This window comes from Burkholderia sp. MSMB1498 (assembly GCF_001526245.1).
GTDB lineage: Bacteria > Pseudomonadota > Gammaproteobacteria > Burkholderiales > Burkholderiaceae > Burkholderia > Burkholderia savannae.
This window is the reverse complement of record NZ_LOYJ01000101.1, coordinates 309763-335372: the sequence shown is the minus strand read 5'-3', so window position 1 is coordinate 335372 and position 25610 is coordinate 309763. Positions and strand designations below refer to the sequence as shown.

General features: G+C 58.8%; 21 protein-coding genes. 15 read left to right on the top strand and 6 right to left on the bottom strand.

The window, feature by feature from the left end; translation table 11 throughout:
* Positions 1-42: 42 nt before the first annotated feature.
* Positions 43-1284, bottom strand: a complete 1242-nt coding sequence (locus tag WS91_RS23035) for a hypothetical protein (protein WP_059671086.1) — start codon at positions 1282-1284, stop codon at positions 43-45.
* A gap of 592 nt (positions 1285-1876) precedes the next feature.
* Entirely contained in the window at positions 1877-4840 is a 2964-nt protein-coding gene (locus WS91_RS23030) for a UvrD-helicase domain-containing protein (RefSeq protein ID WP_059671085.1), read from the bottom strand.
* Positions 4841-5443: 603 nt separating this feature from the next.
* Between WS91_RS23030 and WS91_RS37545 the strand changes: the two genes are divergently transcribed.
* From WS91_RS37545 to WS91_RS23000, 7 genes are all read left to right on the top strand, one after another.
* Positions 5444-5929 carry a glycine zipper family protein gene (locus WS91_RS37545; protein ID WP_082758295.1) on the top strand — a complete coding sequence of 162 codons (486 nt, stop codon included), beginning with the start codon at positions 5444-5446 and terminating at the stop codon, positions 5927-5929.
* Positions 5930-6030: 101 nt separating this feature from the next.
* Positions 6031-7002, top strand: coding sequence for a DUF932 domain-containing protein (locus WS91_RS23025; RefSeq protein ID WP_059671117.1), 972 nt, complete (start codon positions 6031-6033; stop codon positions 7000-7002).
* Between the two features lie 76 nt (positions 7003-7078).
* Positions 7079-8074, top strand: coding sequence for a YqaJ viral recombinase family nuclease (locus WS91_RS23020; RefSeq protein WP_059671084.1), 996 nt, complete (start codon positions 7079-7081; stop codon positions 8072-8074).
* A gap of 27 nt (positions 8075-8101) precedes the next feature.
* On the top strand, positions 8102-9013 hold the full coding sequence (locus WS91_RS23015) for a recombination directionality factor (RefSeq protein WP_059671083.1): 912 nt from the start codon (positions 8102-8104) through the stop codon (positions 9011-9013).
* The gene (locus tag WS91_RS23010) at positions 9010-10098 is read left to right on the top strand and encodes a hypothetical protein (protein WP_059671082.1); all 1089 of its coding nucleotides are present in this window, start codon (positions 9010-9012) and stop codon (positions 10096-10098) included. The genes WS91_RS23015 and WS91_RS23010 overlap by 4 nt, the downstream gene beginning before the upstream one ends.
* Before the next feature lie 67 nt (positions 10099-10165).
* Entirely contained in the window at positions 10166-10972 is an 807-nt protein-coding gene (locus WS91_RS23005; protein WP_059671081.1) for a DUF4942 domain-containing protein, read from the top strand.
* Positions 10973-11097: 125 nt separating this feature from the next.
* The gene (locus tag WS91_RS23000; protein ID WP_059671080.1) at positions 11098-11397 is read left to right on the top strand and encodes a hypothetical protein; all 300 of its coding nucleotides are present in this window, start codon (positions 11098-11100) and stop codon (positions 11395-11397) included.
* Positions 11398-11406: 9 nt separating this feature from the next.
* Here the strand turns inward: WS91_RS23000 and WS91_RS22995 are convergent, their stop codons facing one another.
* A complete protein-coding gene (locus WS91_RS22995; RefSeq protein ID WP_059671079.1) occupies positions 11407-11664 on the bottom strand; it encodes a helix-turn-helix domain-containing protein in 258 nt (85 codons plus the stop codon).
* A gap of 65 nt (positions 11665-11729) precedes the next feature.
* On the opposite strand from WS91_RS22995, the gene WS91_RS22990 reads away from it, so the two are divergent.
* The 3 genes from WS91_RS22990 (at position 11730) to WS91_RS22980 (ending at position 14676) form a co-directional block, all read left to right on the top strand.
* Positions 11730-12083 (top strand): hypothetical protein, encoded by a 354-nt coding sequence (locus WS91_RS22990; RefSeq protein ID WP_059671078.1) that lies wholly within the window; start codon positions 11730-11732, stop codon positions 12081-12083.
* A gap of 96 nt (positions 12084-12179) precedes the next feature.
* Entirely contained in the window at positions 12180-13949 is a 1770-nt protein-coding gene (locus WS91_RS22985) for a hypothetical protein (RefSeq protein ID WP_059671077.1), read from the top strand.
* A 70-nt stretch (positions 13950-14019) separates the two neighbouring features.
* On the top strand, positions 14020-14676 hold the full coding sequence (locus WS91_RS22980) for a hypothetical protein (RefSeq protein ID WP_059671076.1): 657 nt from the start codon (positions 14020-14022) through the stop codon (positions 14674-14676).
* Positions 14677-15020: 344 nt separating this feature from the next.
* Here the strand turns inward: WS91_RS22980 and WS91_RS36185 are convergent, their stop codons facing one another.
* The gene (locus tag WS91_RS36185) at positions 15021-15491 is read right to left on the bottom strand and encodes a hypothetical protein (protein WP_156432443.1); all 471 of its coding nucleotides are present in this window, start codon (positions 15489-15491) and stop codon (positions 15021-15023) included.
* Positions 15492-16249: 758 nt separating this feature from the next.
* On the opposite strand from WS91_RS36185, the gene WS91_RS22975 reads away from it, so the two are divergent.
* Positions 16250-17164 (top strand): hypothetical protein, encoded by a 915-nt coding sequence (locus tag WS91_RS22975; protein ID WP_156432442.1) that lies wholly within the window; start codon positions 16250-16252, stop codon positions 17162-17164.
* A gap of 281 nt (positions 17165-17445) precedes the next feature.
* On the opposite strand, the gene WS91_RS22970 is transcribed toward WS91_RS22975, so the two are convergent.
* A complete protein-coding gene (locus WS91_RS22970; RefSeq protein WP_059671074.1) occupies positions 17446-18753 on the bottom strand; it encodes an NYN domain-containing protein in 1308 nt (435 codons plus the stop codon).
* A 411-nt stretch (positions 18754-19164) separates the two neighbouring features.
* Entirely contained in the window at positions 19165-20463 is a 1299-nt protein-coding gene (locus tag WS91_RS22965) for a PDDEXK-like family protein (RefSeq protein WP_059671073.1), read from the bottom strand.
* Between the two features lie 485 nt (positions 20464-20948).
* Here WS91_RS22965 and WS91_RS22960 point away from each other — a divergent pair, with 485 nt between their 5' ends.
* From WS91_RS22960 to WS91_RS22945, 4 genes are all read left to right on the top strand, one after another.
* A complete protein-coding gene (locus WS91_RS22960; RefSeq protein WP_156432441.1) occupies positions 20949-21968 on the top strand; it encodes a hypothetical protein in 1020 nt (339 codons plus the stop codon).
* Positions 21969-22150: 182 nt separating this feature from the next.
* Positions 22151-22429 (top strand): helix-turn-helix transcriptional regulator, encoded by a 279-nt coding sequence (locus WS91_RS22955; RefSeq protein WP_231752065.1) that lies wholly within the window; start codon positions 22151-22153, stop codon positions 22427-22429.
* 11 nt (positions 22430-22440) lie between these two features.
* On the top strand, positions 22441-23994 hold the full coding sequence (locus tag WS91_RS22950) for an AAA family ATPase (protein WP_059671070.1): 1554 nt from the start codon (positions 22441-22443) through the stop codon (positions 23992-23994).
* Positions 23995-24152: 158 nt separating this feature from the next.
* A complete protein-coding gene (locus tag WS91_RS22945) occupies positions 24153-25358 on the top strand; it encodes a hypothetical protein (protein ID WP_059671069.1) in 1206 nt (401 codons plus the stop codon).
* The last annotated feature ends 252 nt before the right edge of the window (positions 25359-25610 follow it).

Genomic DNA, 25610 nt, shown 5'->3' with positions numbered 1-25610 from the left:
GCATTGCGAACTCCCGGCGGACGCGCCGAACGTCTACGCAGCTCACGCCGGGATGTCGAATAGCATCGTACACACGTGGATCTCACGCCCTGGATCGGACTCTTTGACGAACACGTAGCGCGAGTCGCCGTCCAGCGCATGGTTGGTTGTCCTGCGGTGCTCGGGGCGTGCGATCATTACGTCGTGCATCTTTTGCCGGACGGCGGTCGAGTCCTTATTTCGATTAAAAATGAGCAGCGCGCATTTCGAATCACGCCACGACAGGTAGCCGAGCAGCTGATCTACGGCCTCGCCAAAGCTCTTTTCGCCGCGCCAGAATTTGCACTCGGCGATGAATATGTTTCGGTTATCGACACGGATCAGGATGTCGGTTTTACCTACGGCGTTGAAGGTCTCCCCAGTCGCTGTCCCTTCATAGTGTCCGTTAAGCTGGAGTAAGAAATGCGTTCGGATCGCTTCCTCGTCCAGCGACGCGAAGGTGCTTGGGCTACGTTCAATGACCAGCGACATGCTCCGGATAACGCCAAGAATGTGCTCGTACTCCCTTTGATCGAGAGCCGGCTCCGGCACGAACTTTGTGGTGGCAACTGCGGGCCGGCTCATCGGAGGCTTGCGGCGCACATCGGGCGCGACATACGTCATGGGCTTATCGCGTGGCTTCATCGGTATGCCCAACGCTGAGATTGCCCCGCTGGCGGCCTTAGCTTTGGCAATCTTCTGTTGCAAAACTGTACGAACGACGTTCTCGACGCTGCGGTTATGGCCGATAACATCGCTGCGGATTTGGGTCACTGCTTCGCTCAACTTCCTGATGTTATCGTCGATCTGCTGCTTGATTTGCTGCGGGTTGGCTTGATCGTCCCGGAAGGTGCAATAAAACGTCACTTCGGCGTCCCCGACATTCAGCTCTGGATATGCATGCATCGTGAATGTCGATGGTTGGAGTTGCCAAAGGTCGCGAGACCCTGTGTACGGGACTGAAATTGAAAGCTGCGTACCCTTCGCGATCCGCTGCTGCGAGCCCGGAAAGCCGAAATCGAAGTCACTACGGACGGTCATATCTACGCTACGCGGCTCATCCATGAAATGGCCATCTGGATTAAGCGTAAGCGGTTCCAAACGATACTTAGTCAAGAAGTAGTCCTCCAGCTCAGTCGAGGACGCTTTGAGAACGTAGTCATTCGTCAGCGATTCCACTTCCGCTATAAGTTCGGCCTCTCGGTGCCGGAAGTAGTCGAATGTCGATGCCGTGTTGAACGGCCGGCCCGCCGTGTGGCTTCTCATTGCTCCTCCTGTTTCCTCTCGCAATAGCCCTTAGCCCTACCGGTTCACGCACCGAATGCGGCTACAGCTTTTCTGGAGATGACTGCCGACCACTCCCACTCTCTTCATTTGCCCTATAGATCAGCATACCCTGAATTCTTGCCGTTATTCAATGCCACAAAGGTAGCCCAATCACGACACAAGCAGCGCTGCCAGCGCAGTGCTCTCAGACATAGATGGGACCGCCGAATTTCGCGCTCGTCCGTACGCTCGTGGACACAGCGGTTCTTCCGCGACCGGTTTGGACCGTACCGCGCCGGGTCGATGCCGGAGTGATTCCAGCACCCAACAAACAAGCTGGCGCTTTGTTTTGCGCGTAGCACCTGCTGCGAATGCACCCTCCGAATTCCTTCGCGACACGCGCGAAGACAGCATTGACGCGGGCACGGATATCGATGGGCTCATTAGTAAGCCATATGCGCTGGACGCGGATCATGGTACATCCTTGCGACCAAGCGGCGCAAACCGGCCCGACCCTGCACGCAGCGATTCCCGTTTTCTTTCATCGCCATCCTTCAGAACCAATCGCCGCGTTTCGCCCGACGTCGAACGGCTAGACGATTGCCGCTGCCTCCACTGGTAGCGGTAATCCCGGAAAGCGGTTTTCTTTCCCGACGAAACCGCAGAAAGGAGCGCGAGAGCAGGCGACCTCGGTCAACCTGTTTCTGCGCCGACGAAGCCACCCGGAATTACAATGCGGACAGAGATGACGCACCACGCCGGTCAGCCGCTCGAAATGCACGACGCCCGGTACCGGGTACTGCTCCAGTTCATGTACAAACATGCTCGGACGCGTGCCGACACACAACAAGGTCACTTCCCGCTTCGCACGCGTAAGTCCCACATAGAAGAGTCGACGCTCTTCTTCGTGCGGGCTCTTCTGCGTCGGCAATAGGAGTTCTATCAAAGGTTCGGGAACGCCATCACGGGGATAGCCACCGCGCCCCACGTCAAGCCCTACCATGAGTACGAAGTCGGCACCAAGCCCCTTCGAGCCGTGTAGAGAATAGTGCGAAAGCAGCAAACCACGTGGCTCGAATCGCGCCGCCAGGTCGTCAAGCACAGCTTGGGTCAGCCCTTCAGGAAGATACTTTTCCTGCCGGTTGCGCGTCAAAATAAACACCGTGGCCGTCTTGCCACGGGCTGCGTTGACCTTTGCGATGCGTTCCAATTCTTGCTCTAACGCATCGACGCGAGCGATAGCCGAATCCGCGTGCTCAACGACTCGCACCACCGACTGCTTCGAGGGATCATGCGCTCGCACCGGCTTGTCAATAAGCGCCCCGGAACTGCCCCGCATTACAAACCAGCGCGCTACGTCCGCGATGCCTTGTGCGCAGCGGAACGTCTTATTCAGCATCGAAGGCGCGGTCCACCTGGGCCGTATCGGCGAAGCGCTGGAGTTCGCAAGCGCCTTCGCGAGGCCATCGTAAGTGCATCGGAAAATTCCCACGTCCGAACCAGCAAAGCGGTTAATCGACTGCCAGTCATCACCGACACAGAACAGCACTGAGTCCTTGGCGTGTTGATCGAGCAAGCCCTGTACGAACTGTGCTCGCAGCCGCGAGATATCTTGAAATTCGTCCACAAGAATCAGCTTGTACGACGTCAAAGGCATAGTGGCCGTGCGCAGAGCGGCGACCGCTTCGCTAATCATTCCGGCGTAGTCGATGATCGGTCTCCCGCCCTCGCGCTCAGCCGCCTCCATGCGAAGATCTAACGCGCGAAGCAACTGGCGCATCCAGCGCAGGAACGAGATCGCCCGCGCTTGGTTAGCGACGTCGAGCCGAGTCGCGCGAGCCTGAATGTCTTCATAGGTCAGTCCGGAATCCCGGTACTTCGACACGAACTCGGAAATGAGCTCGGTAATCGAGTCGTCCTGCGCCAATTCGCGCAGGGCGCGCACGCGGCGATTCTCGTCCACGGCGGGTACCTGAATGCCTCTTGCGGCTAATTCCCGCTCAAGATTGGCAAAAAGACTACCGTTGGCAAATTGCGCGCTTCGCGTCTCGAAAAAGCGAGAAACAGTCCCCCTCTCACGCCGAACAACACCTTGGAGTACCTCCCGCTTATGCCGGGCTCGCGCCTCGTAAGGGGCCCCCAGGAACGCGGGAGCGCGCCCTTCCGCGTCCAGCCCAAAGTGTTCGTGAAGTATTCGCTTGCGCGGGTCAACTGGGTTGGCATACGAAAAATCGGGCCGATAAAAGCGAACCTGTTCACGCTCCGGGAGGCCACGGTTAATTTCCTCTGTGATCCAAGGCGGTGCAGCCTGCTCGTACTGGAAATCGATACCGCGCAAATGCAACCAATTGACGATTCGCGCCTCTTCGCTAGAGCGGACGAATATGTTGGGGGCAAACGTCGGCACAGTGGCCTCAAACGGCCTAGCATTGCGTCGTGCGTTGCGCGCGATGCGCTTGCACATCGCCTCGTAGCGGAATTCGCGTTCGGCGAGCGAAGCTTCATCGAACGGTTCAAGCTCGGGAACGGGGAAGCGATAGGCACTTGCCCAATTCAAAAGGGCATCGGCAAACCCGGAGCTAGCGTTGTCCTGTACAAGATCAAGCAGTGTCGATCGCAACAACCGCTTTCCCGCAGGGTTTGCAAAATCAATCACTCTCGGCCGACCCGACTTACCGCGCTCGCGCTGCTGTCGCATCCATAGCTTCAAGCCGAGCGAGTGGAACGTACGCGCCTCGACACTAATCGGGCGATTCAACTCGCGACCAACATTTTCCTCGATCCGTTCACGAATCTCCTTGGCTGCTGCTTTGTTATAAGCGAGCACCAAAATCTCGTCATCCGCAAAGTGGCCCGCCTTGAGCGCATACCCCACTTTGCTGACCATGACGGATGTCTTGCCCGATCCGGCTGCCGCGACGGTAACGTTGGCATCGTCGAAGCGCAACGAAGCGTCCACCTGCTCCTCGGTCAAAGCGGTAGCTTCGATGCCTGAAAAATACGCCGCCTGCGCTTTGGCCTCTCGCAAAACGAATTGCTCGTTATGGTCCACGCGCAGTAGGTGAGGCTTTGCGAAGAACTGTTTTACCACTTCGAAGCGTCGCTTCAATGCCTCATTGATTGGCCCTGAAGCAAGGAAAGGATGCGTGATCCACGCGTTGAATCGGTCACGGAATGCCTGCGAACCCAAGTCGGCATGAAGGGCAACGAGTTGCTCGACCCCGCTGTAGCGCACATAGCGCGATGCCGCAAAGAGCGCGTTCCGCTCATGCTCAAACTCGGCCATCACATCATCGATCCGAATCCGCTCGTCAGTCAGGGCTGCTTCGATTGCTTCGACAATGCTCTTACGCAATGCAAGAACTGCCGATCTCGAGGCAATGTAAACGCTCGGAAACAATTGGCGACCCGGGCACTGCACGATCAGGTCTAGCCTCGCAAGGCCCAGCCAACGAAGCCAGAACGGCCCACTATCTATCTCGGCCGAAACAACCGTCTCCGAGGGGATTAATTCAGATCGCACGCCGGCGATCTGGTACGGGTGCGAGAGCTGCACGTCTAGCTCGGTTGGACGGCGACCACACAATAGCGCGTGCCACCAATTTTCCCTGAAGCACTGAGAACGGATAGTTTTTCCTTTTTTCAACTTGGCTTCCTGTCGTAAAGCTTACTAACTCGATCGATTTTTTATTTGTGAAAGCCGGCGATTCACCGGCCGCCTTCCCCCGTTGAGCGAATCGCCGCCGTTCGCGCAATCAAGCTGCTCGTTCCAGATGCCATTCGCGCTCTGTTGCACACATCTTAGCCGCCAATGCCGATCTCGCCAGCGCAAAACAGTGCCTGAATACAACAAGGGCGCAACTGTCAAATCTGACAGGCGCCAGCCTCGACACCGACTCCGTCGCACCTCCGCACCTGCCCTGGCATCGCACTGATCCCAGATCTTTTCGAACCTATATCACTTCTTCGAGCACGGCCAGCCACGGCCGCTCCGTCTGGGCAATCCCGCTCGGACGAACCCGCTCCAGGAGGACAGTGATGCTTCCCATCTCCCCACTTGAATACCTGATCGCATTTGCACTCGCTTACCTCTGCGGCGTGCTGTGGTCGATCTGCCTCTGCAAGTACGTCGGTAAAGTCCGGCGCGAGGCTGCGTGTCATGCATGACCGTCCCTCGCTCTTTCCATACGGTGACGGTGACGAGGATGAGGACCCGGCATGGCAATCGGCGCTGAATCGACTTCGTCACGTGCATCAACCGCCAGAGCCGGACGAAGGCGAATCGCCGCGCTTCCGTCCCGGTAAAGGCGATCTGATTTGGCCGTGTCCGTCCTGTGAGTCGTTTCGCACCGAACAACGTCACATCGCACGGCGCATTTGGAGCGCCATCGGCGCCGCTGCCGGTGCTACGAGCGGCGCTGCTGCAGTACTGTCCGGCGCGGAAACCGGCGCCGTCGCCGGCGCGCTCGGCGGTCCCTTCGGTGCGGTATGCGGCGGCGTAGCCGGCGCAGTTCTCGCTGGGCTAGTAGCCGGTGCCGCGGGCTGCGCGACCGGCGCGGCGTTCGGCGAAGCACTCGATCACAAGGTCCTTAACAACTGGCGATGCCTCGCCTGCGGACGCACCTTCACTGTCCGCCCGAGTTAATCGACGAGGCTTCTTTGTTCCATCGCTGTTCCATTTCGACTTCTTTGTCGAGCTCGGCTTTTGCCGGGCTTTATGCCTTCTTTCTCGCAAGGAGTTTAAAAGTGCATCTCGTTCAAACCATGGCGTACGTAGGAGAACAGCCCTGGCATAGCCTCGGCACTCAACTCGCCCCGAAACAGCCACTCGAAGTCTGGGCTCGCGCCGCGGGCATGGACTGGAGCATCGAAGAAGCCGAAGTGCGCTTCGTCGCTGCGGGCAACCGGAACCTCGGCTCGATCCACGCCTTCCCCGAACAGAAGGTGCTCTACCGAAGCGATACGAAAGCGCCGCTATCCGTCGTTTCGTCCCGCTATCAGGTCGTGCAGCCCGCCGAGATATTGGAGTTTTATCGCGATCTCACCGAGATTGGTGGATTTCAGCTCGAAACCGCAGGCGTGCTCAAGGAAGGTAGGAAGCTTTGGGCGCTCGCGCGCACCGGTCAGAGCGCCACGCTCAAGGGCAAGGATCAGGTCAAAGGGTATCTGCTGCTGGCGACCGCCTGCGATGGAACCCTCGCCACCACAGCACAGTTCACCGCGATCCGTGTCGTGTGCAACAACACCTTGCAGATCGCGTTGGCGGGCGACAACGTAGGTGCGATCAAGGTGCAGCACCGTTCGCAATTCGACGCCCAGGCCGTCAAGCGCCAGCTCGGCATCGCCATTTCGTCGTGGGACGCGTTCATCGCAAGAACGAAGGCACTCGCCGATCGCAAAGTGTCGGATACGGCGGCTGAAGCGTTCCTGCGCCGCGTGCTCACGTACCCGACCTCAAATGTCGCGGAGCGCGACGCTCTGGCCGTGAACGAGCGAGCGATCAAGGCGGTCGGCCAGCTCTATGGCGGTCGCGGCAAGGGAGCCGACCTCGCGTCTGCAAGCAACACCGCGTGGGGACTGCTCAACGCCGTGACCGAATACGTGGACCATCACCGCCGCGCACGCAGCGACGACCACCGGCGCGATGCCGCATGGTTCGGGCAAGGCGCAGCAATTAAACAGAAAGCGTGGGACGAAGCGCTCAAGCTTGTCGTTTGAGCGAGGCTTCTCCGCTTTCCCCTCATCCTCGGCCCGGTCAGGTTCGCCTGCCGGGCCGCTTCGTTTTGGAGGCGTTATGAGTGCAGTCCAACCCAACGGGCGGCGCACCCGACGACCGGCGCTGAAACTCGTCAAGACACAGCATCTTAGCCGCGATGATTGGCTCGCCGTGCGTCGCACTGGCATCGGTGGATCGGACGCCGCTGCGGCCGTAGGGCTCAGTCCGTACATTAGTCCGCTCGAGCTCTGGCTCGAAAAGACCGGTCGGGCAGACGGCCTACCCCGGCCCGATCCCGACGACACAGCGTCACCGACGTATTGGGGCACGCTGCTGGAGCCGATTGTCGCGGCGGTCTACACGAAGCAGACAGGTAACCGCGTCCGGCGCGTCAACGCGGTTCTCAGGCATCCGAGCATACCGTTCATGCTTGCCAACATTGACCGCGAGGTCGTCGGTGCACGTGACGTGTCAATTCTCGAATGCAAGACGGCCGGTGAGTTCGGCGCCCGACTGTGGCACGCAGGCGTGCCCGAGTATGTGCAGATCCAGGTTCAACATCAGCTCGCCGTGACGGGCAAGACAGCGGCTCACGTTGCGGTATTGCTGTGCGGTCAGGCACTAGAAGTACACCGCATCGAACGCGACGACGCTCTGATCGGCCGGCTCGTCGAGCTCGAAGCTCGCTTCTGGCGGTTCGTGGAATCGGACACACCGCCGCCACCGGATGGGTCGGAATCGGCGGACCGAGCCTTGCGCCACCTCTATCCGGGCAACGGCGGTACCGTCGATTTCACGGACGACCGGAGCCTGTCGTCGGCATTCGCAGATCTGGTCGCGGTACGGGCCGAGATTGAATCGCGTCAGACCATCGAAGCACAGCTCAAGCAGACAATTGCACAGGCAATGGGCGACGCGACGCGAGCCGTATTCGAAACCGGCGAAGTGTCGTTCAAGCGCAGCAAGGACTCCTCGGCCGTCGATCTCAAACGGCTGCTCGCCGATCACCCCGAGTACGAAACCCAGTACGCCACATCGAGGCCCGGCTCCCGGCGCTTCCTCATCTCCGTCTGATCTTCGTTAAATCTAAAGGACAACGCCATGTTGAAAGGCCTTTCGATCACGCCGCCCGTCGTTGGGCGCATCTCCATCGGTCGTGTCGTCGAGAAAAACGGCAAGCGTCTGCCCGAAAAGGACGATCAATTCACACTGACGACACAAGTGGTCAACCGCGACGGCTGGATACTCCATCCGCTCAACGAGACGCTGCGCAAAGCGACGCCCGGCAAGCTCAGGACGATCCCGGTCCGAGTGCTGTTCAACGACCCGGACCTTAGCCTCCGCGCCGATTACTCGCTGTTCGACCGCGACACCGGACGCCCAGTCTGTGTCGGCAACGGAGAAACGTGCCGACGCGTATCGGACGCCGGGATCGAGTCGCTTCCCTGCCCGTCACCGGACGGCTGCGCGTTCGGGCAACGCGGCGGCTGCAAACCCTACGCGCGACTTAACGTCATCGTTTCCGACGATGACGAGATGGGCTCATTCATTTTCCGGACGACGTCCTACAACAGTATTCGAACGCTCGCAGCGCGGCTGCACTACTTCCGGGCTGTGTCCGGCAATCTGCTCGCCTGCCTGCCGTTGGAACTGAAGCTGCGCGGGAAGTCGACGACGCAAAGTTACCGGTCGGCGATCTACTACGTCGATCTCAGCGTGCGATCTGGAAGCACGCTGGAGGACGCGCTGGTGCAGGCACGCGAACTCGATACGCGCCGACGTGCCGCCGGGTTCGATCAGGCCGCGCTCGATGCTGCGGCTCAAATCGGTTTCGCGAACGGCGCGTTCGAGGATAGTCCGGACGAGCGCGCCGCTGTGGCCGAGGAGTTCTATCCCGAAGCAACGGCCGCGGATCATCCCGAGACGGGAGATGACAGCCCTACCGGCCCGCCTGCAACGCTGCGCGACAAGCTCGAACGCAAGGCTGTGCTGCTCGGCGGGAAGGCGGCATGACGGCCGCTTCCCGCTGGGCAACCGTTCTGGCGGTCTCGGCCACGGCCACCGCGCTTTGCTTGTCGGTGCTGGCCGGCTGGCAGCGCGGAGGGACGTGGCCGGAACGGGTCGTCTGGATCGCGATCGGGGTGGTGCTCGTTATGAGCGCGCACCTGTTGCCGGCGCTGATCCGGGATGCAGCGATCATCGTCCGTTGCGTGGGTAGCCTGTTATGGGGCGCATGTCTGGTCACAGCGTGTTACGGCCACGCGGTGTTCTTTGCTTTCGCCCAACAGCATGCCGGGGAACAACGGGCGTCGACGGTACAGGCAATCCGGGTGCCGTCGCCCGCTCGCAGTCTCACGACCGTCATGGCGGAACGCGCAGTCGTCACGGCGCAATTGGCCTCCGCAAACGCCCGTTACTGCGTCGGGAACTGCGTCACGCTCGAATCCCGTCGCGCGACGCTCACGGCGAGGCTCGATGCGCTAGACGCCGAAGCCGATGACGTGCGGCGGCAACAGGCCGCGACGGATCAAGTCACGGTGCAGCGTGACGCGCTACTCGTCGATCCAGTCACGGCGCAACTGGCAGCGTTACTCGGCACGACGACGTCGCGGGTCGATCTGCTGACGGGTCTCCTGTTCGCCGCCGTCCTGGAGGGCGTCGCTTGTCTGTTGTGGAGCATAGCCCTTCGGTCGCCGTTACCTAAGCCGTTACCGCTCGTGACGGGCGATGTGTCGCCAGCAGTCACGGTGACTCGTGCAGTGACTGAGCCCGTAGGCGCGGCAGTCGCGGATGCGGCCGATATGACTCAGCGGGTCGTCATGCCGGTCACGGCGAGTCACGACGACGAGACCGTTAGTCGCAATCCCGTGACGCCGAGTCACGACCGTGTGACTGGCAGTCACGCGCCGCGCGACGACCCGATCGCATCACTACCGGCCACCACTCCCATTGACGACCACCTGTCGCAACTGGTTCGGGATGTGGCGGCCGGCCTCGTCCGTCCCACCGTCGCCGACATACGCCGTCATTTGGGCTGCTCTCAAGCTCGCGCGGCCGAGCTACGTCGTCGGCTCATCGATCACGACGTGACGGCATAAACAGCCGGGCCTCGTATCCGGCTGTTTTTCTGTTCGTCTCCAACCCCCTTCTTTTCCACCATGACTCATGGACTCGACCGATCTCGTCAAAAGCATCAGCGTCACCAACCTCGCCAATCAGCGCGTCGCCGTCGTCGAGCGGCTGCGCGCCGCCCTCGATCTGCTCGGCGAAGCCCAGGCGCTCGCCAAGGCGGCCCATCTCGGCTTCCCCCGGCTCGTACTTGATGAAAGCTACGGCTGTCGGGGGCGACCGACCATTACCGGCGAGTATGCCAAGCGGGACGAAGCCGAAGCCGCCATGGTTCGCATCGTCGACATTCGCGGCTGGGATTACCTGCTGTCGGAATCGGGCCTGCGTACCTTCATGGACGCCAAGGCCCGTGAACAATGGAGTAGCCAGGTTGCCGAAGGCGACGTGCCCGAACTGACAGCCGCCAACATCGAAGCCACGTTCGCGCAACTCTACGGCGCACGGGGCGATATGTTCGAACGCGGCGTGCTCCAGTGCTTCAAACGGTTGTCCTGGGACTACAAAACGAACCTGCCCTTCAAATTTGGCAAGCGCATCATCGTGCGCTACTTGCTCAGTTCCGGTTCGCCGAACTTCCGCGTTACCAACGAACTGGACGATTTGATCCGCGCGTTCTGCGTCCTCGACCGGAAGCCTGAGCCGGATCACCGTAACAGTGCGTACTGTCTCGTCTCCGACACCCGGCAAGCCCGACTGAGCGAAGCCGAGCATGTCTACTTTCACCTGCGCTGGTTCAAGAACGGCAACGGTCATTTGACCTTCAAGCGGCCCGATCTAGTCGACAGGATGAACCTGATCCTCGCGAAGCACTATCCGAACGCACTCGCCTCGGAAGCACGGTAGCCCGCGACTTCCCACGCATTCCTCGGACGCGCATCCCGTCTCAGCTTTTTCCCTTCTCTTTCAACCTGCAAGCATCCGGGACGACCGGAGGCACGTGTTCGACTATTTTCAGGAGAAAACTTATCTTGGACTCTTCTTCCGTTCATCGCGTCGGCCCGCGCTTCAAGCTCGGCCGCATTCTCGCCACGCCCGGCGCGCTGCAGGTCATCGCTGACGCCCGCGTTTCGATCGTCGATCTGCTGATCCGGCACATGAGCGGAGACTGGGGCGACCTGCCCGATTCCGATCGGCAACAAAACGACGCGGCAATTACGGCCGGCGAGCGGATTCTATCGAGCTACACCCTTTCTGGCGGATATACGGTCTGGCTGATCACCGAAGCCGATCGCTACGCGACGACTTTTTTGCTGCCCGGCGAGTACTGACAGGGCACATCAACGAGGCAGCGAGGACATCGGCTGCTCAAGGAGCCGGTCGATGAAGTCGTGCGGGTCTGCTTCTAGCGCAGCCAGGAAAGCAAGCAGTTCGATCACGTCCAAGCGACGACTGCCGCTTTCCACCTTCGATACGAAACCTTGCGGCCGACCGATTCGGTCGGCCACTTCCTGCTGAAGCAGTCCGCGTGCTTTGCGCAGCTCCGTCAGGAGCACTGCGATGCGCTGGTAACGGGGATCGTGAAGGGGATGGGCCATCCGAAAATACTAAATCCGCATCTAGGATATTCCAGATCCGTATACGTTATATTTCAGGAGAAACCATGTTTGTAAGTCTGTGGTTAGCGGCGTCTGCCGCGACGGCACTGGGCATCGCGTTGGATATGCAATACCTGAGGGTCAATCGCATCGGAACATCGCGCACCGGTTGGCTGCTGGTCTGCGCGTGTGCCGGACCGCTTGCCGCCGGCGTCTACATGTATCGGCGGCGGGCCGCTTGGCGGTCACTCATCAATGCGGTGTGGCAAGCCGTCGGCGACAAGTCGCATCCGATGCATGAGCGGCGACAGCGACTGCTGGCGTTACGCCACACGGGCGTCATTAGCAGACGAGTCTTTCTCGCCTGCTGGGAGCAGCTCGAGGACGAAGAACGGTTTCCGGGTTTGCGCAATCGATAGCCGTCTTGCGCGTTCACGGGTGAGGCGCACATGTCGTTTGGGCATTCAAAGCATTGCTCCCGCTTCAGCGGAGCGTCGTTTGAAGGAAATGAAAAAGTGAAAAAGAGCCATACAAAGGGGTTTGCCAGATTGGCATCGGTCGTCGCAGTCGGAGCGGTGCTCACCGCATGCGGGGGCGGTGGAGGATCAGGTACCAGCACCACGACATCCACTACATACACCCAACTCACCGGTAAGGCGATCGACGGATATCTCTCAGGAGCTAAAGTTTGTTTCGACAACGGCCAGGGCGCATGCGACACGAGCCTCCCGTCGACTACAACCGATGCCAACGGCAATTACACGCTCAACGTTTCCGGCAGCGCAGCCGGCAAGCAGCTTGACGTGCTCGTCACCTCGGACACGACCGATGGCGGCAGCAAGTTCACCAGCACGTTCGCGATGTCGGCGATCGTTTCCGGCAACTCGCAAAACGTCACGCCGCTGACGACGATGGTGGTCGCACAGCTCAAGGCGGGAAAGTCGCAAGCGGATGCGATCACAGCGGTGCAGACCCTCGTCGGCAGCAACATTGATCCGAATGCGGACTACGTCGGCAACGGCGACACCAGCACGGCAACTACTGCCGCTAGCATGGTCAGTCACATGACGGCGCTCGCCGGCCAGGGGCCGATATCGTGGTCGCAAGTGCAGGCAACCATGAATGCGTACGCAGCAAAAGGGTCGGTCATCGGCGTGCAGCAATCCGATGTCGATGCACAGCTCGCCAATCCAGCCTATAGCTCAACGGTCGATGCGACGACGGCGCTCGCCAGTCCGCTTTATACGGTTGATGGAGACCTTTCGCAGTTCATCGTCGGAAGCAGCATTTCGGCAGCGCTCTCGCCGGTACGCGAAAACTTCACGCTCTCAGGTTCGACGCTTTCGGTTACGCAAGAAGTTCAGAGCAACGGCGCCTGGTCGCCGGCTTCGCCGGCCGGCAGTTACGACGCGGGTTTCAGCGGTTCTTGGGTGTCCAATGACGCTGGCGTTGGCGCGTACCTCATGAAAGCGGACGGCACATGGACCAGCTGGCTGACGGCCGCGCAGTTGCATCCGTCGTACAGCCTATCCACGGTCGGCTCCACGCTCGTCGGCACCGATCCGAATACGGGCGACGCGCTCACGGTCGCCTACCGGATGATCGATGTCAGCGGCCAGCCGCTCTCGAGCGCGCTGCAGATCGACTACCGGAACCCCGTGCGCGGAGCCATGACGGGCACCTTTCCGTCTGGAACGACCGCCTACCTTGCTACAACCGCCTACTCGAACGATCGCCTGATGCTCGTCAACCAAGGGCTCGGTATGCCTTGGATCAACGGCGCGGACGTGAACTCGTCGACGATCGTCAATGGCTCGGTTCTGTACAGCCTCGGCGACCCGAGCACGACCTACACGACGGTGCAACAGGCCGTTGGAACGAAGACGGACATCGCCGGTGGGTGCCTGCTGCTGAGCATTCAGGCAGGCGGTGTCGCGCAAGTGATCGAAAGCGGCAAGTCGGGATGCAACTACAGCAATGCACCGCTCTCGTTCCCGGTTACTGGCAGTTGGTCGGTCTATTCGCGCAATGCCAACGTCATCACGATCAGCCTGCCGAAATCCGTTGGTGCGCCGACCGTGCCAATCGATGATGACATCAAGAATGTGATCAACGCTGGCGGTTCGCTCGTCGTCGGTCTGATGAACGGCAAGCTCATGGGTGGTTACATGCTACCGGCCAGCCAGCCGCAAACGGTCGCTCAATTCCCGGCAGCGACGACCGACACCATCGCAACATCGATGCATGCCGCGGCCGCCAGCCTGGGCATCCAGCAAAACCCATAAAGGGCGCACGCCCTTCCTCTTTCGCTCCCGGCGGACTTCCCCGGGAGCGATTTCTTTCCTACCAGACATCATGAAACAGTTCACCCGACTTTCCGCGACTACCCTCGCAATCGTGACCGCCACGGCGTTTTCCGCCTGCTCGAGCGGCCCGTCGGCGAGCGACGCCAAGGCGGCCATCCAGGCGTCCCTGGGAGGCTGCGAATACCTTTCGATCGACCACTTCGAGAAAGTCAACGGTACGCCCCAGGGCGACGGCCACTATCTCGTCGACGTGAAGTACACAGTGTCGATGAAGCCAACGCCCGACATCAAGGTATATGCCAGTGAGAAGTACGCAGAGGAGGTCGACAACTTGAAAAAGCAACTCGCGCATGCGCATGAAGTCGAGAACGCCTGGAAAGCTGATCAACATGCCTGGATGCAGGCCAATCCCGGGCAGGATGCAACCGCGTATGAAGTCGCCCATCAGGACGGTTGGGCCGTCTACCAGAAGGTCATGCCGCTGCTTCTCGGCGGCGACCAGCTCGTAAGCAATGCACCTCGAACAGCCAAGGCGGCGATGGAGCGCGCCATGCGGCAAAGCTGCCCTGGCGTCAACGCATCACTGCTCAATAACTTCTTCAACGGGAATGAGCCGGTCGAGCAGTATGCGGACGGAATCGAAGAAACCTTCAACGGCAAAATGGCGATGACGAAAACGGACAACGGCTGGCAGGCGGATCGCTGATTCGTCCGCCGGTATAGGTCACGGCACACCCGCGGAGCACGACCAAACCGACATAGCGAGGCGCGCCGCGAGATGCGCCTCGTTGCATCGCCACATACAACCTTAGCGCCTATCAGGCACGCAGCGCACAGCGCAAACGCCTTCGGGCGGCTGGCTGTTGGTGGGTCAGCACTCGGCGGCTCCCGGCGTTCCCGACGTATTTGAAACCTGGCGCCAGCACGTCAGAATGCTCGTGTTAGCGTAGCCGAGACGATGGCAGGCAGGTTTCTTAGGGACTTGACGCAGTCCCCCAAGCGGCGGCGGCCCCATTCACGAGCACATGAAAGCGAGTCGCATAGCCCAGCCTATGTATGAACATTCGGGTTTGAGCCCTTGATGAGAAATTCACGAGTAGACGATGACTTGGCAGAGATTTCGAACGGCCAATCACTAGCGCATTCCCCTGGAGGAGCTGTCCCATCGCTTTCGGCGATGACCGGCCCGGGCTGCCCCGGCAACTGGACCGAACAAGCCATATGCACGCCAACTACACAATTGGCGGCGTCATTGCTTCGAAAAGTAGCGGTCTGCCCGGTAGTCACGTGAAGATTGGTGTCCGAGTCGTTGTAAGGTGCACCCTCCGCGTAGCGAAATTGAATCGTAGCTGCCACGATCACCGAGTTCCAATCGGAAGGCAGGTTATTTGTTAAACCTACCGTGCAAACGCCATTCAGAGGGCGAACGCTATGCTCGGACGACGACCCGCTGGGTTTATTCGCCATTATCTTCTCCCCTTCGAAATTGCCGATGGTTGTGTTCTCCTGATCGAACTGCATCGAAGCATCCACTTTTATAGGAGACGAGTTTGGAAATGGCAAGAAGGTTCCATCTGGTCTCCAGCTCGGCAAATGAGTTCGAACGACCAGCTCGTGGCCCATAAGCGATGCGGGGAAAAACGACCCGCAATCGCGTCGTTCACGCGATGCTGGCGGGCCGAGGTGAATTCACACGTTTTGCGCCCTACGAACAGCAGGTCGTCTACCGAGCGAACTTTCAGGATGGTCAGATTGCCGGCATCGAAGAATCGTTCGATCCGCACACTGGCATAATGACGGGCTATGCCCACCATACGAATGCCAAACAGTGTCGCTCGCGGGGGGGAATACCAAAGCAATGGAAAACCGATCGACAAAACTGGCTACGGTAACGATGTCAACATCGCAGCAGCGCGAGCCTCGGCGAAAGCGGCTCATAACCTATAGACGCGATGCCTGCATCGGGCAACTAGTAGCTGATCCTTGGCATTCGGCAAAGCAACCGCTCTGGCATCTCGCCAATGGCGGGGTGCTTCCGGAACACTCGGAACTTTTTTTTGCACAACCGCCAACAGTGGACACCCAGTGTGCAATCAACACCTCGTTACGCGAACGACCGTGTTCCAAACGCAATGACCGTATGCACACCACCGCTGCGTCGCCATCCTTTAACGACTATCACCATCCTCTATGTGACTTATCGTCTGTTAAGATGCGTAACCCTCTCCATCCCCTCAGCATACTGGCCAAGTTCACCCGAAATGAGCAGCGAGCAAGAATTGGATGACTACGATAAGTTTCTCACAACGTTCGACGAGGAAGCGGTGCCGGCGCTAAATTACGCCACTATCGAGCCGAACTTATTCGAACCTTTAGTTCAGCAAAGATTGCTCGAGAGCGCCGCAGATGGAGGAGCGGAGGTTGAGCGCGCACCTTATGCTCAGGGGCAAAAGCAGATTGCTATTGACGAGCTTGCATTGGGCGCACTGGATTTTTTTCAAAAAAAGCAGTCGGATTGGAGTGAATGGTTCCAAGAAAAGCTGTGCGAGGGAGGAGTAGACGAGACAAAGGTTGACGCCTACATCTATGCATTCTCCAGTCTCTGGATCGATGGAGCAAAACGGCGACAAACATCCAAAGAAATGCAGTCCATCAAGGCCTCGATAAAGCAGCATGATGATTTTTTCCACAAGTCACAAGCTGGGCGATATGTGTTTCACTCAGATGTAGACGGCGCCGATCCACTACTAACCCCATGGGAAATGCAGTGCGTATTCGACGCGAATTCGACAATGCTAGAAATTTGCATCGCCGAATATCTCCAGGTTTATCATGGCCCTCGAGCTGGCTCGATCAACAGCACGTATGTGCGACGTGGCGTATACATGCCAACGCAGCCTATAAGTCCGATGACGGAACTGAACTACCTGAACTCGTACTCTCTGGCCGTGACGTTACCTGAGGTGTTCGCGCAAACATATTCGCAGAAACACAAGGATAAAGGCATTCCCACCATCTTTTCTGCGCCAGTACCTGCTGTACAGTGTAGAACCGCAGCATTCGCACCGTTCATTAAAGGAATGGACTTGTCGCAGCTTGAAATGGTTGTCGCGCCCCCCATCGAGCCGATGGAGCTCGTGTTTCATGGGGTGCATGGTTCGCAGGTCCAGATTGCCGAATACAGTTATGGCTAGCCCTGTATCCACGCCATCGTGTCTCGCGAGTCGTGCTGGGCGGGGAGGCTCGTCGGTACGCGACAAGCCATTATCCGAGGCGGATCTCCGCGTTGAGTTGATGGTGCATGCCCGAAGACGTCCGGTACGGCCGGCGCCCCAGCGTGCGGGAGACTGTATCTATCTTTAGGGGCCCGTCTGAGCGAAACGCTGACCAAAGCATCAGCACCTAAAGCTTTTTCCGCGAGCGGAAAATTGCTTTCAATGCGATTACCCTTTCTCTGCTCGACGTAATCCATCGTTCAGATTCCTATGCTGTCGCGTCCGAGACCAATATCACGATGGCGCGAAAACCGTCGTACATGAGGCCGCCTGTGACCCTCCTTCGATTGCCCTGCGAGTGCAAAGTCGGCTTCCACGTTCAGATCGTTGACCATAACTCGATTGTTTACGATTGCGTGCCTAATAATACGATGCTCGCGAACGGCCAGTTTATCGGGAAACTCAACAAATTGGTCGTTACTGATGACGTAGACATTCGACGCAGAAGCGCTCCCAAGGATTGTTTCATCGGCCTGTTGCCGAGGTGCGACAACATGCACTTTGGCCGTATCGCTAAAGCTTGCCGAGATTTCCTGATCGCCCGCCCCCAATAGCCTCCTGATGCTCGCGTCAAACACGACGATCACCGAATAGTTGCGGGACAGCTCCCGGACCAACGCTTTCAGCGCTTCGATTCCAATGAACGCCTGATACTGATAGCAGAGGTTATTGCCATCAATCACGATCGACGTAATACTACGATTAGCGCGGTGGGCAATAAGCTTCAATCGGGCTTCCAACTTCCCTATGTTGCGATCGGTCGCCGCAAGTTTTGCTTGTTTCCGCGAAGCTGCTAGATCCGGTCGAGCATCAAGAAAAGACATACGGCACGCCTCACGTACGGTCTCTCGCTCGTGGTCGTCGACTGCAGCATTCAATCGCCGATCTAGAGCCCAAGCGTCGGCGATTTCTCCTAGCAGCTCGCTCTTGCGCAACTTAAGGTTGGCCAATACCCCCAACAGCGCCAAGAGCTGCCGATCGACCTCGATCTTCATGGGTTGCAGTCGTGCACGATCGAACGTCAACTGCAAAACGTGAGTATTCAGCGCCTTAATCGCCGCTTCGGCCTCAAGCACATCGAAGCAGCGATGCCGCTCCAAGTCGGACCTTAGGCTTGAGATCCGAGCGTCAGCAGCATCGATCCTCTCCCGAAGCTCATCACGTTCGCCGCGGAGTTGGTTGAATATACGGTCCTGTTCAGTGAACTCGCGCTTCCTGGCCAGTCGCTCTCCAGAGAACCACGATCTCGGATCGAGTCCCGGCCGCTTTTCGCGATAGAGCCTAGTTACCCATTCCCCCTGTTCCGCGATACTGTTAGATATCTTTTCAAGATCCAGCTTGAGCGCCTCCGATTCTCGCACGGCATCGATATGCGCGGCAAACGCCTTGTCCACATCGAATTTGCTGTGTCTCTCAAGCTGATCCATGTACTTGCTCAGTTCGTCTTTAGCTGCCGACAACGAAGCTTCAAGCGCAGCGTATCGCACCGTGTAAGGGTTGTACTCCAAACTGTCTCTCCGCAAATTCCATCGTCGATGTCGTTGATGCTCTAGTCCTACAGAGCCACGGCAGAGGTCGTCGTGGCCTCCCAACGGTCATCTATTCACGGCCTACATGCCGCCAAATGAAAAAGAACCTGCATGCCGCCCGTATGCGGCAAACCTTCCAGACGCCGACCGAACCATCGGGTTGCTCTTCCCTCTGGTTATCGGCAAAACACCGAGTACCTGTACCCCGGTGCGACCGCTGCGTCAAATAGCGCCTCTTCGCCAAGGTATGTTCGCCGTGCCCATTAAAGCGATTTTCCGCCTAGACCGCGACGATGCGACTTCCACGCGAAGCGCTTGGGCTGCACGCCAGACGCAACACACGGAAACGCTTTCATCAGAAACGTCCCGTGTGGCTCATGGATTTGGAGGTTAGGCCGTTGCGGCGATTTCTTCGAGATGTTTCATGATTATCGCTTCGACTTCGGTGCTCACTTCCACGGCCCTACGAGCGGCGTCGGATGCGTTCAGACCGGAGGCGATGGGAACCCGTCGACGATCCCTGCTCGCGTGTGTGCTCAGCTCGCGAAACTTCATCGCCATTTTGTTTCGCAGGATATCGGACTCGGCGTGAACAGAGAACGCCGAGGAAATCCACAGTAGTAGAATCGAGAACGTCCGCTCGCTGCCGCTTGACTGCGACTTCTCTCTTACGATGATGTAGATGGGGAGCAACCTGTCTTCGGACTTATCGTCCTGGCACGAAAGCGCTGCCTCGTTACTCAAGGCCAAGCGCTTACGGAATACGGTGAGCAGTTCGACGGGCAATCCGGACTGCAACTTGCGAATGCCAGTTGCGACTGCAGCGATACCGCGTGCTTCAACCAGAGCGTTACACGCGTGTTTGTGCTGGTGGTAGAAGTATCGCAAGTCTGCTTCTGGGGCTTCTTTGAGCGCTGGAGTCCACGACTTGATCTTCTCTTTGCTCAGCACCGAAAAATGATCTACTACAGTGGCGTGCCGCTCCGAGAGTACGCCCGCGATCTCGATGAGGCGCCTCTCGTCTTCGGACTGCCAGTCGTCGGAATGGCGTTGACAATACGCCATCAGGAGGCGAGCGCTTTGGTTTGAACGGGCGAGGTGGTGACTCGCCCGCTCGGCGGCCGGCGCGAGCCATCCATAGTTCATGACGATCCAGCGCTTGTCCCCTGAAAGAGGGTATTCGACCTCAGAGAGTCCGCGATCGATGACGACGTAGGCAAAGGCATAGTTGCTGAAGAACGGGCGCTTCGCGATTTGCTCATTTACGGCGGTTCTGTACCGCGCCAACTGTTCCGGGTTGAAGTGGCCGTTAAGTTTGTTCTCAATGGTCACAACGATCTCGTTGAAAGGGTCTACCAAGAATAAGTCCAAGCGCCCTTTTTGACCGGCTTCATGTTCGACCCCCATCTCTCGCGTCACGAAGGCAGTGCCAAAGCTCGCTGTGCGGATCTTACCGGGCCTCCACTTCTCAAAGAAAGCCTTGTTATCCCAGATGCTGCCGTCCGAGCTCTCCCACGCTGCCAAGAGGAAGTCCTTGATAACTGCATCCCCTTGCCCATGTCCTTCGTTCGGATTGAGACACCACGCCAGCATGTTCGAATGCTGCGTCTCGCTCAGGTTCACCACGTCGAAAATATCGTCGGAAATTTTCGACTGCTCGATCATAGCCAAGAGGTCAGCATCAGCCATGAAGGAGTCGATTTCGTGCTGCTCTGGAGATTTCATATTTAGCTTTAGTCGGTCTCAACTGTCCGGTGGCTATACTGCCTCCACCCCGCCGAAGTCGAATGATACCGCCGTCGGTTGATCAACCACACTCTGGGCAGGTCGCATTCTCGCGTGCCGTCCATGTCGAGGAACGTCATCGCAGGGCCAGGCAAGACCTTCGGCGCTCGATATAGTCCGGGATTCGCCCGCCCCGGCGTGGTTTGGCAGATGCAGAGATTGGGGCATTACAATACAAGCCTGTCGGGTCAGTTGCGATCTAGGGTTGAAGCTTGCGATCGAGTCGGCTTCATGGCGGGGTCCGGTGATGCGCAGCCGACAAGCTGCGCACGTTGTTCACATTCCGGCAACACCAGATCCGAATGCCAGCAGTTTTTCCCCATGCGCAAATGCCGCGTATGCTCGAAAGCCCAATTCGTCCCGTCCTTCTCATCTGACAGAGAGCATCTATGCAAGCTTGTGTTGTTCTGCCTGACGATACGTTGTTCGAGTGCTCAAGCTTCTGCAGATGGATCGCGCAAGCTCTTGTTCCGTCCGTCGAAGAAGGCGTATTCGGGATCGCTTGCATAGTAGGAAAACGCGTAACCTGCTTACCGGCGCAACGCAACGGCGTTGCGCCGGTAAAGCAGCCCTCACGTGGCATTCAACCTGATCTGCTAGACGGCCAGCTCGGACACCTGATGGTGCCGTCGAGGCCCAACGGGCTGTTCTTGGCCCCGTGGGACGATTCCTTGCAGATGACGCTGGCGGATGATATGTACGAACAGGATCAGCCTCAGGTCACCGAACTCTCTTTGCAATATCGTCTAACCGACGATGACAGGTCGTTGCTGGAATCGGTGTTGCCGCGTTTGCCTTCGCTGCGTCACCCGATCTCGGGAGCCGAGGCTGGGGCTTTCATGGAGGCTTGGTCCAACCTGCCGGATAGACCTCAGTGGCAACCCGTTCTGATTACTGCATCAACGATCGAATCGCGGGAAAAGCAGCAAGACGCGGTCGCGGTAACGCATCAGCAGCAGCTTCAGAGCGAGCTTGATCGTGGCCGGATCGCTGCTGTTGACGCCGATCACGCCCCGGTCGCACGTCTTACCTCGGGATGCTTCATTTCCAGAACACAGGCCATCGAGTATCTCGACCGGATTGGCGTTTCGCATTGTGATGAATGCGCCAGCGGTGGTTCGCCGGACGGAGCGCCGAAACAGGCTGAAACGCAGGCTCCCGAGGTTGACAGCAAGCAAAGCCTGGTGGGCAAGCCCAAACTAACCAAGAAAGAACGCCAAGAGATGATCAAGCGTTCCACGGATTTGGACAGGCAAGGAGTGAAGGCTTTTCGCAAGATAGTGGCGGAGGAGTATGGCGTTAGCGAGAAAACCGTGTATAACTTGGTGAAAAAGGCAAAAACGCAAGAACAAAACCGACAAGACGTCGCTATTCAAATCGACAAGGTGCTGGCAGGGAAGCGTCAGTAGTTCCGACTGGTTCCGAGCGGAAGTCCGCAGACCCTGCTGGGTCAAGGCAGACACGATTTCTGAAAAAGACACTTGCTCGGAACTGCAGTTCTGACTGGATTCTTCGTCACTCACGGCGCTAGCCGGGACATGACGGACGAGGATAAATGGCCCCGTCCGCCACTATTAGTGATGGAGAATCCATGATGAAGCAAACAGCGGATGCCGTTTTGCGGCAGCCCATTCCAACCCAGGGTGGTGTGGCGGCCGATGCGGGCACGGCTACACGCCAGCTCAATAAGGCGCTGTGCATCCTGCGGATGAAGCAACTGATCGAGCGCACGAACCTGTCGCGTGCGACGCTCTACGTGCTCATGTCCACCGACCCGAACTTCCCGCGCAAGATCAAGCTTACGGCGCGGTCGGTTGGCTTCCTCGAATCCGACGTCGACCGTTGGATCGCCTCTCGGGCGGTATGCTAGGAGCGAGCCAAATGTTCTCTAACATTCTGCGCAGCCGCGGCCCCGGCGATAACGGTCCCGTTTTGGAGGTCGCGAGCGATATTCCGGTCGTCACCGTCCCCTGGCTGTGGATCGACTGGTTGGCACGCGGCAAACTGCATCTGCTCGCGGGCCCCCCTGCGACGGGCAAGACGACGCTGGCCTTGGCGGTCGCGGCGACGTTGACGAAAGGCGGCACTTGGCCGGACGGCACTTGGGCCGCGCAAGGCCGCGTCTTGATCTGGACGTGTGAAGACGGCATCGAAGATACCGTCATGCCGCGGCTCGTCGCAAGCGGTGCCGACCTCGAGAACGCTTATATCTTGCGGGAAACGAGCGAAAACGGCCGTCGACGCGCCTTCGATTTCGGTCGCGATTTGCAGCGACTTGAAGCCAAGGTGCGTGAACTGGGCGATGTAGTCTTGATAATCATCGATTCCGTCGCGCAGCTTGTGTCGGGCAACTCGAACAGCAACACCCAAGTGCGCAAGGACCTTGACCCGTTGGTGGCATTCGCGGAGCAGACCGGCATTGCCATTCTGGGACTCACGCACGTCGTCAAGGGATCGAAGAAGAGAGATCCGCTCGACCGCGTGAACGGGAGCACTGCTTTCGGAGCCGTAGCTCGGATCGTGTGGATAGTTGCGCGCCATGAAAGCGACCGCACTAGCGACGGCGTATCGCGCAGTGTGCTCGTGCGCGCCAAATCGAATATCGGTCCGATCGACGGCGGTTTCGCTTATCACATCGATGCGGTGACGGTTCCGGCGGGTATGGCCGGCTTTGCGCGCAGTTCGAAGATCGCGTGGGACGAGCAGTTGGAAGGGTCCCCGAGAGACATCCTGAACGACGCGGAAGGCGGTCACGCATCGGCCTCCGATGACCGCAAACAGGACGCCATGAATTTCCTCCAAGTGTTGCTGGCCAACGGCCCTCAGCCAGTGGAGACAGTTCAGCAGCAGGTGGCGCAGGCGGGCATAGCGTGGGCGACCGTGCGCCGCGCGGCCGACGCACTGGGGGTAAAGAAGTACCGCCCCATGGGCGACGTGAAATGGTATTGGGCGTTGGAGAACGGTTCGGATGGCGGGGGCTGGCAATCGCCCGCGCCGATGGGTGCTTCCGGTTCTCCGTGGAGCTTGAACAACCTGTCCAATGCGACGCCCAACAGCATGCTTCCGGCGCGCAACGCTCCTCCGCCCTCTTTCGCTGTTCCAGCCGGTTCGTTGTGGGGGTGGGCAAACGGTTCTTCTCAACATCCTGCCATGCCCCAGGCGCCGTCGACGCACGAAAATAGTGAGCAACATGAGCAACATGAGCAAGTTGCTCCGGCTGACGATGGTATCGACAGCGACATGTGGGACTTCATGGTGAGTTGCTGTCGCGAGAAATACCAAGCTGCTGCGGTCGGCCCCGATGACGATGAGTTGCAGATTCGCGAATCGATCGTCGATTTTGTCTTGCAACAGCGCGTCGTCGACGTCGACGAAACTTGGCTCGCTCGTGCGAAAGCATCGCTGCTGCGCGCTGAGTTCTGGTACTCGCAATAGCAGAAGCCCCGGCCCGCAGGCACTGCCCTGCGGGCGTATGACCGTCGACATCCCCGCACTTATGTCGCCCGCGCAGCCAAACCTCGGCGATGCGCGCCGTGCGACGTCTCCTGAAAACATGGTTTGCGCGCCTTCACGGCGCAAAAGGATGCTCCCAAATGAACGAAATCGATGCCTACACGCCGACAGGTGATCCGAACGCCGACATCAATAAGCCCGTCTTTTCGGCCGGCAAGCTCCGTTGGCGGCAGATATTGACGACTACCGTCGCGCTTGTGGCCACTTCCGTGTCGCTGGGCATGGCAATGTCCGCCGGCTGGCATCTCGGTGGCCTGTTCTACGAACGAGCGATGTATGTCGCGCTATTCGGCGTGGTCGTGCTGTACGTGCACCTAATGCCGACGTTCCGGCTAATGCTATCGGGTCCGGCGCGAACGGTAGCCACGGCACTATGGTGCGGTGCCCTGATGGTCGTCTTCTACGGGCAGGTCATGTTCTTTTTGATCTCGCAACAGCACGCCGGCAACATTCGCGCGGCTTCCGTTCCCGCGATCAATGTACAGGACCGTGCCTCACGGCGTGGCCGTGGCCTGGCGGAGATCACGCAGGATTCTGCGAGGCTTACTGCTGACCTCGTCCGTACGAAAATGCGTCGTTGCATTGCCGATTGCCCGACGGTCAAGGCACGCGCGGCGATCATCGAAGCACAACTGGCAGCGCTGAAGACCGAGGCGGAAGAGGCGAAGCGCCGCGAGGCCGATGAAGATCGCTGGAACAAGGCACTTGATCGCGACGAATCCCTAAGAGCGGCTCTACGAGACAACTCGGTCGCGTCGCAGATCGCGTCCTGGTTCGGCACTACCGAAAAAAACGTCGAATTTCTGCACGCGCTTCTATCGGCGGTCGTACTCGAAGGAGCCGCAATCGTGACGTGGATGCTTGCAGCAGGTGAACGAGAACATAGAGCAAGTTCGGTGTCGTCGGGCGCGAATCATCATTCGCTTGCCCCACTCACGCGTGGTGGCAGCTCGACGATCGCGCAGTCTCATGACATTGTGGTAGCGGCGTCTAAGTCGATCGCACCGGCGGTTAAGCCAGTCGGCGAGCTGGAAACGCCTCTCGGTTCGTCGAAGGCAAATTTCGCCGCGTCGACTTCCAACGCGGAGAAATGCACCGACAGCGCAACGAAACGCGAATCAGAGCTCGAAAATCTGGTCGCTCAACTGGAACGCGATATTGCAGCCGGGCTGCTGCGTCCAACGCAAGAAAAAATACGCCGGCATCTCCGCTGCAGCCAGAAGAAAGCGGCAGAACTTCGGCGGCTCTTGGCGCTCAGATTAACGGACCAGCAATTAGCTATGTAGCCGCAGGCAGGCGTGGCTACGGCGGCTTGTTCGTCCACTAGCGGGAACCCGATGTCGCCCATTCCCGGCCAGGAACACGGTCAGCCGCCCGTAAGCCCTCAACATGAACGCGTATGCAAAAAGACCATTCCCGACATCCAATGTCGGGATAAATGTTCACGATCCTAATAAAGCAATTTGCGGCGACTTTCACGATGTCGGCTCGACAGATTCCACGTAGCGACGGCTTTATTCAGCGCAAATTCGGGTTTT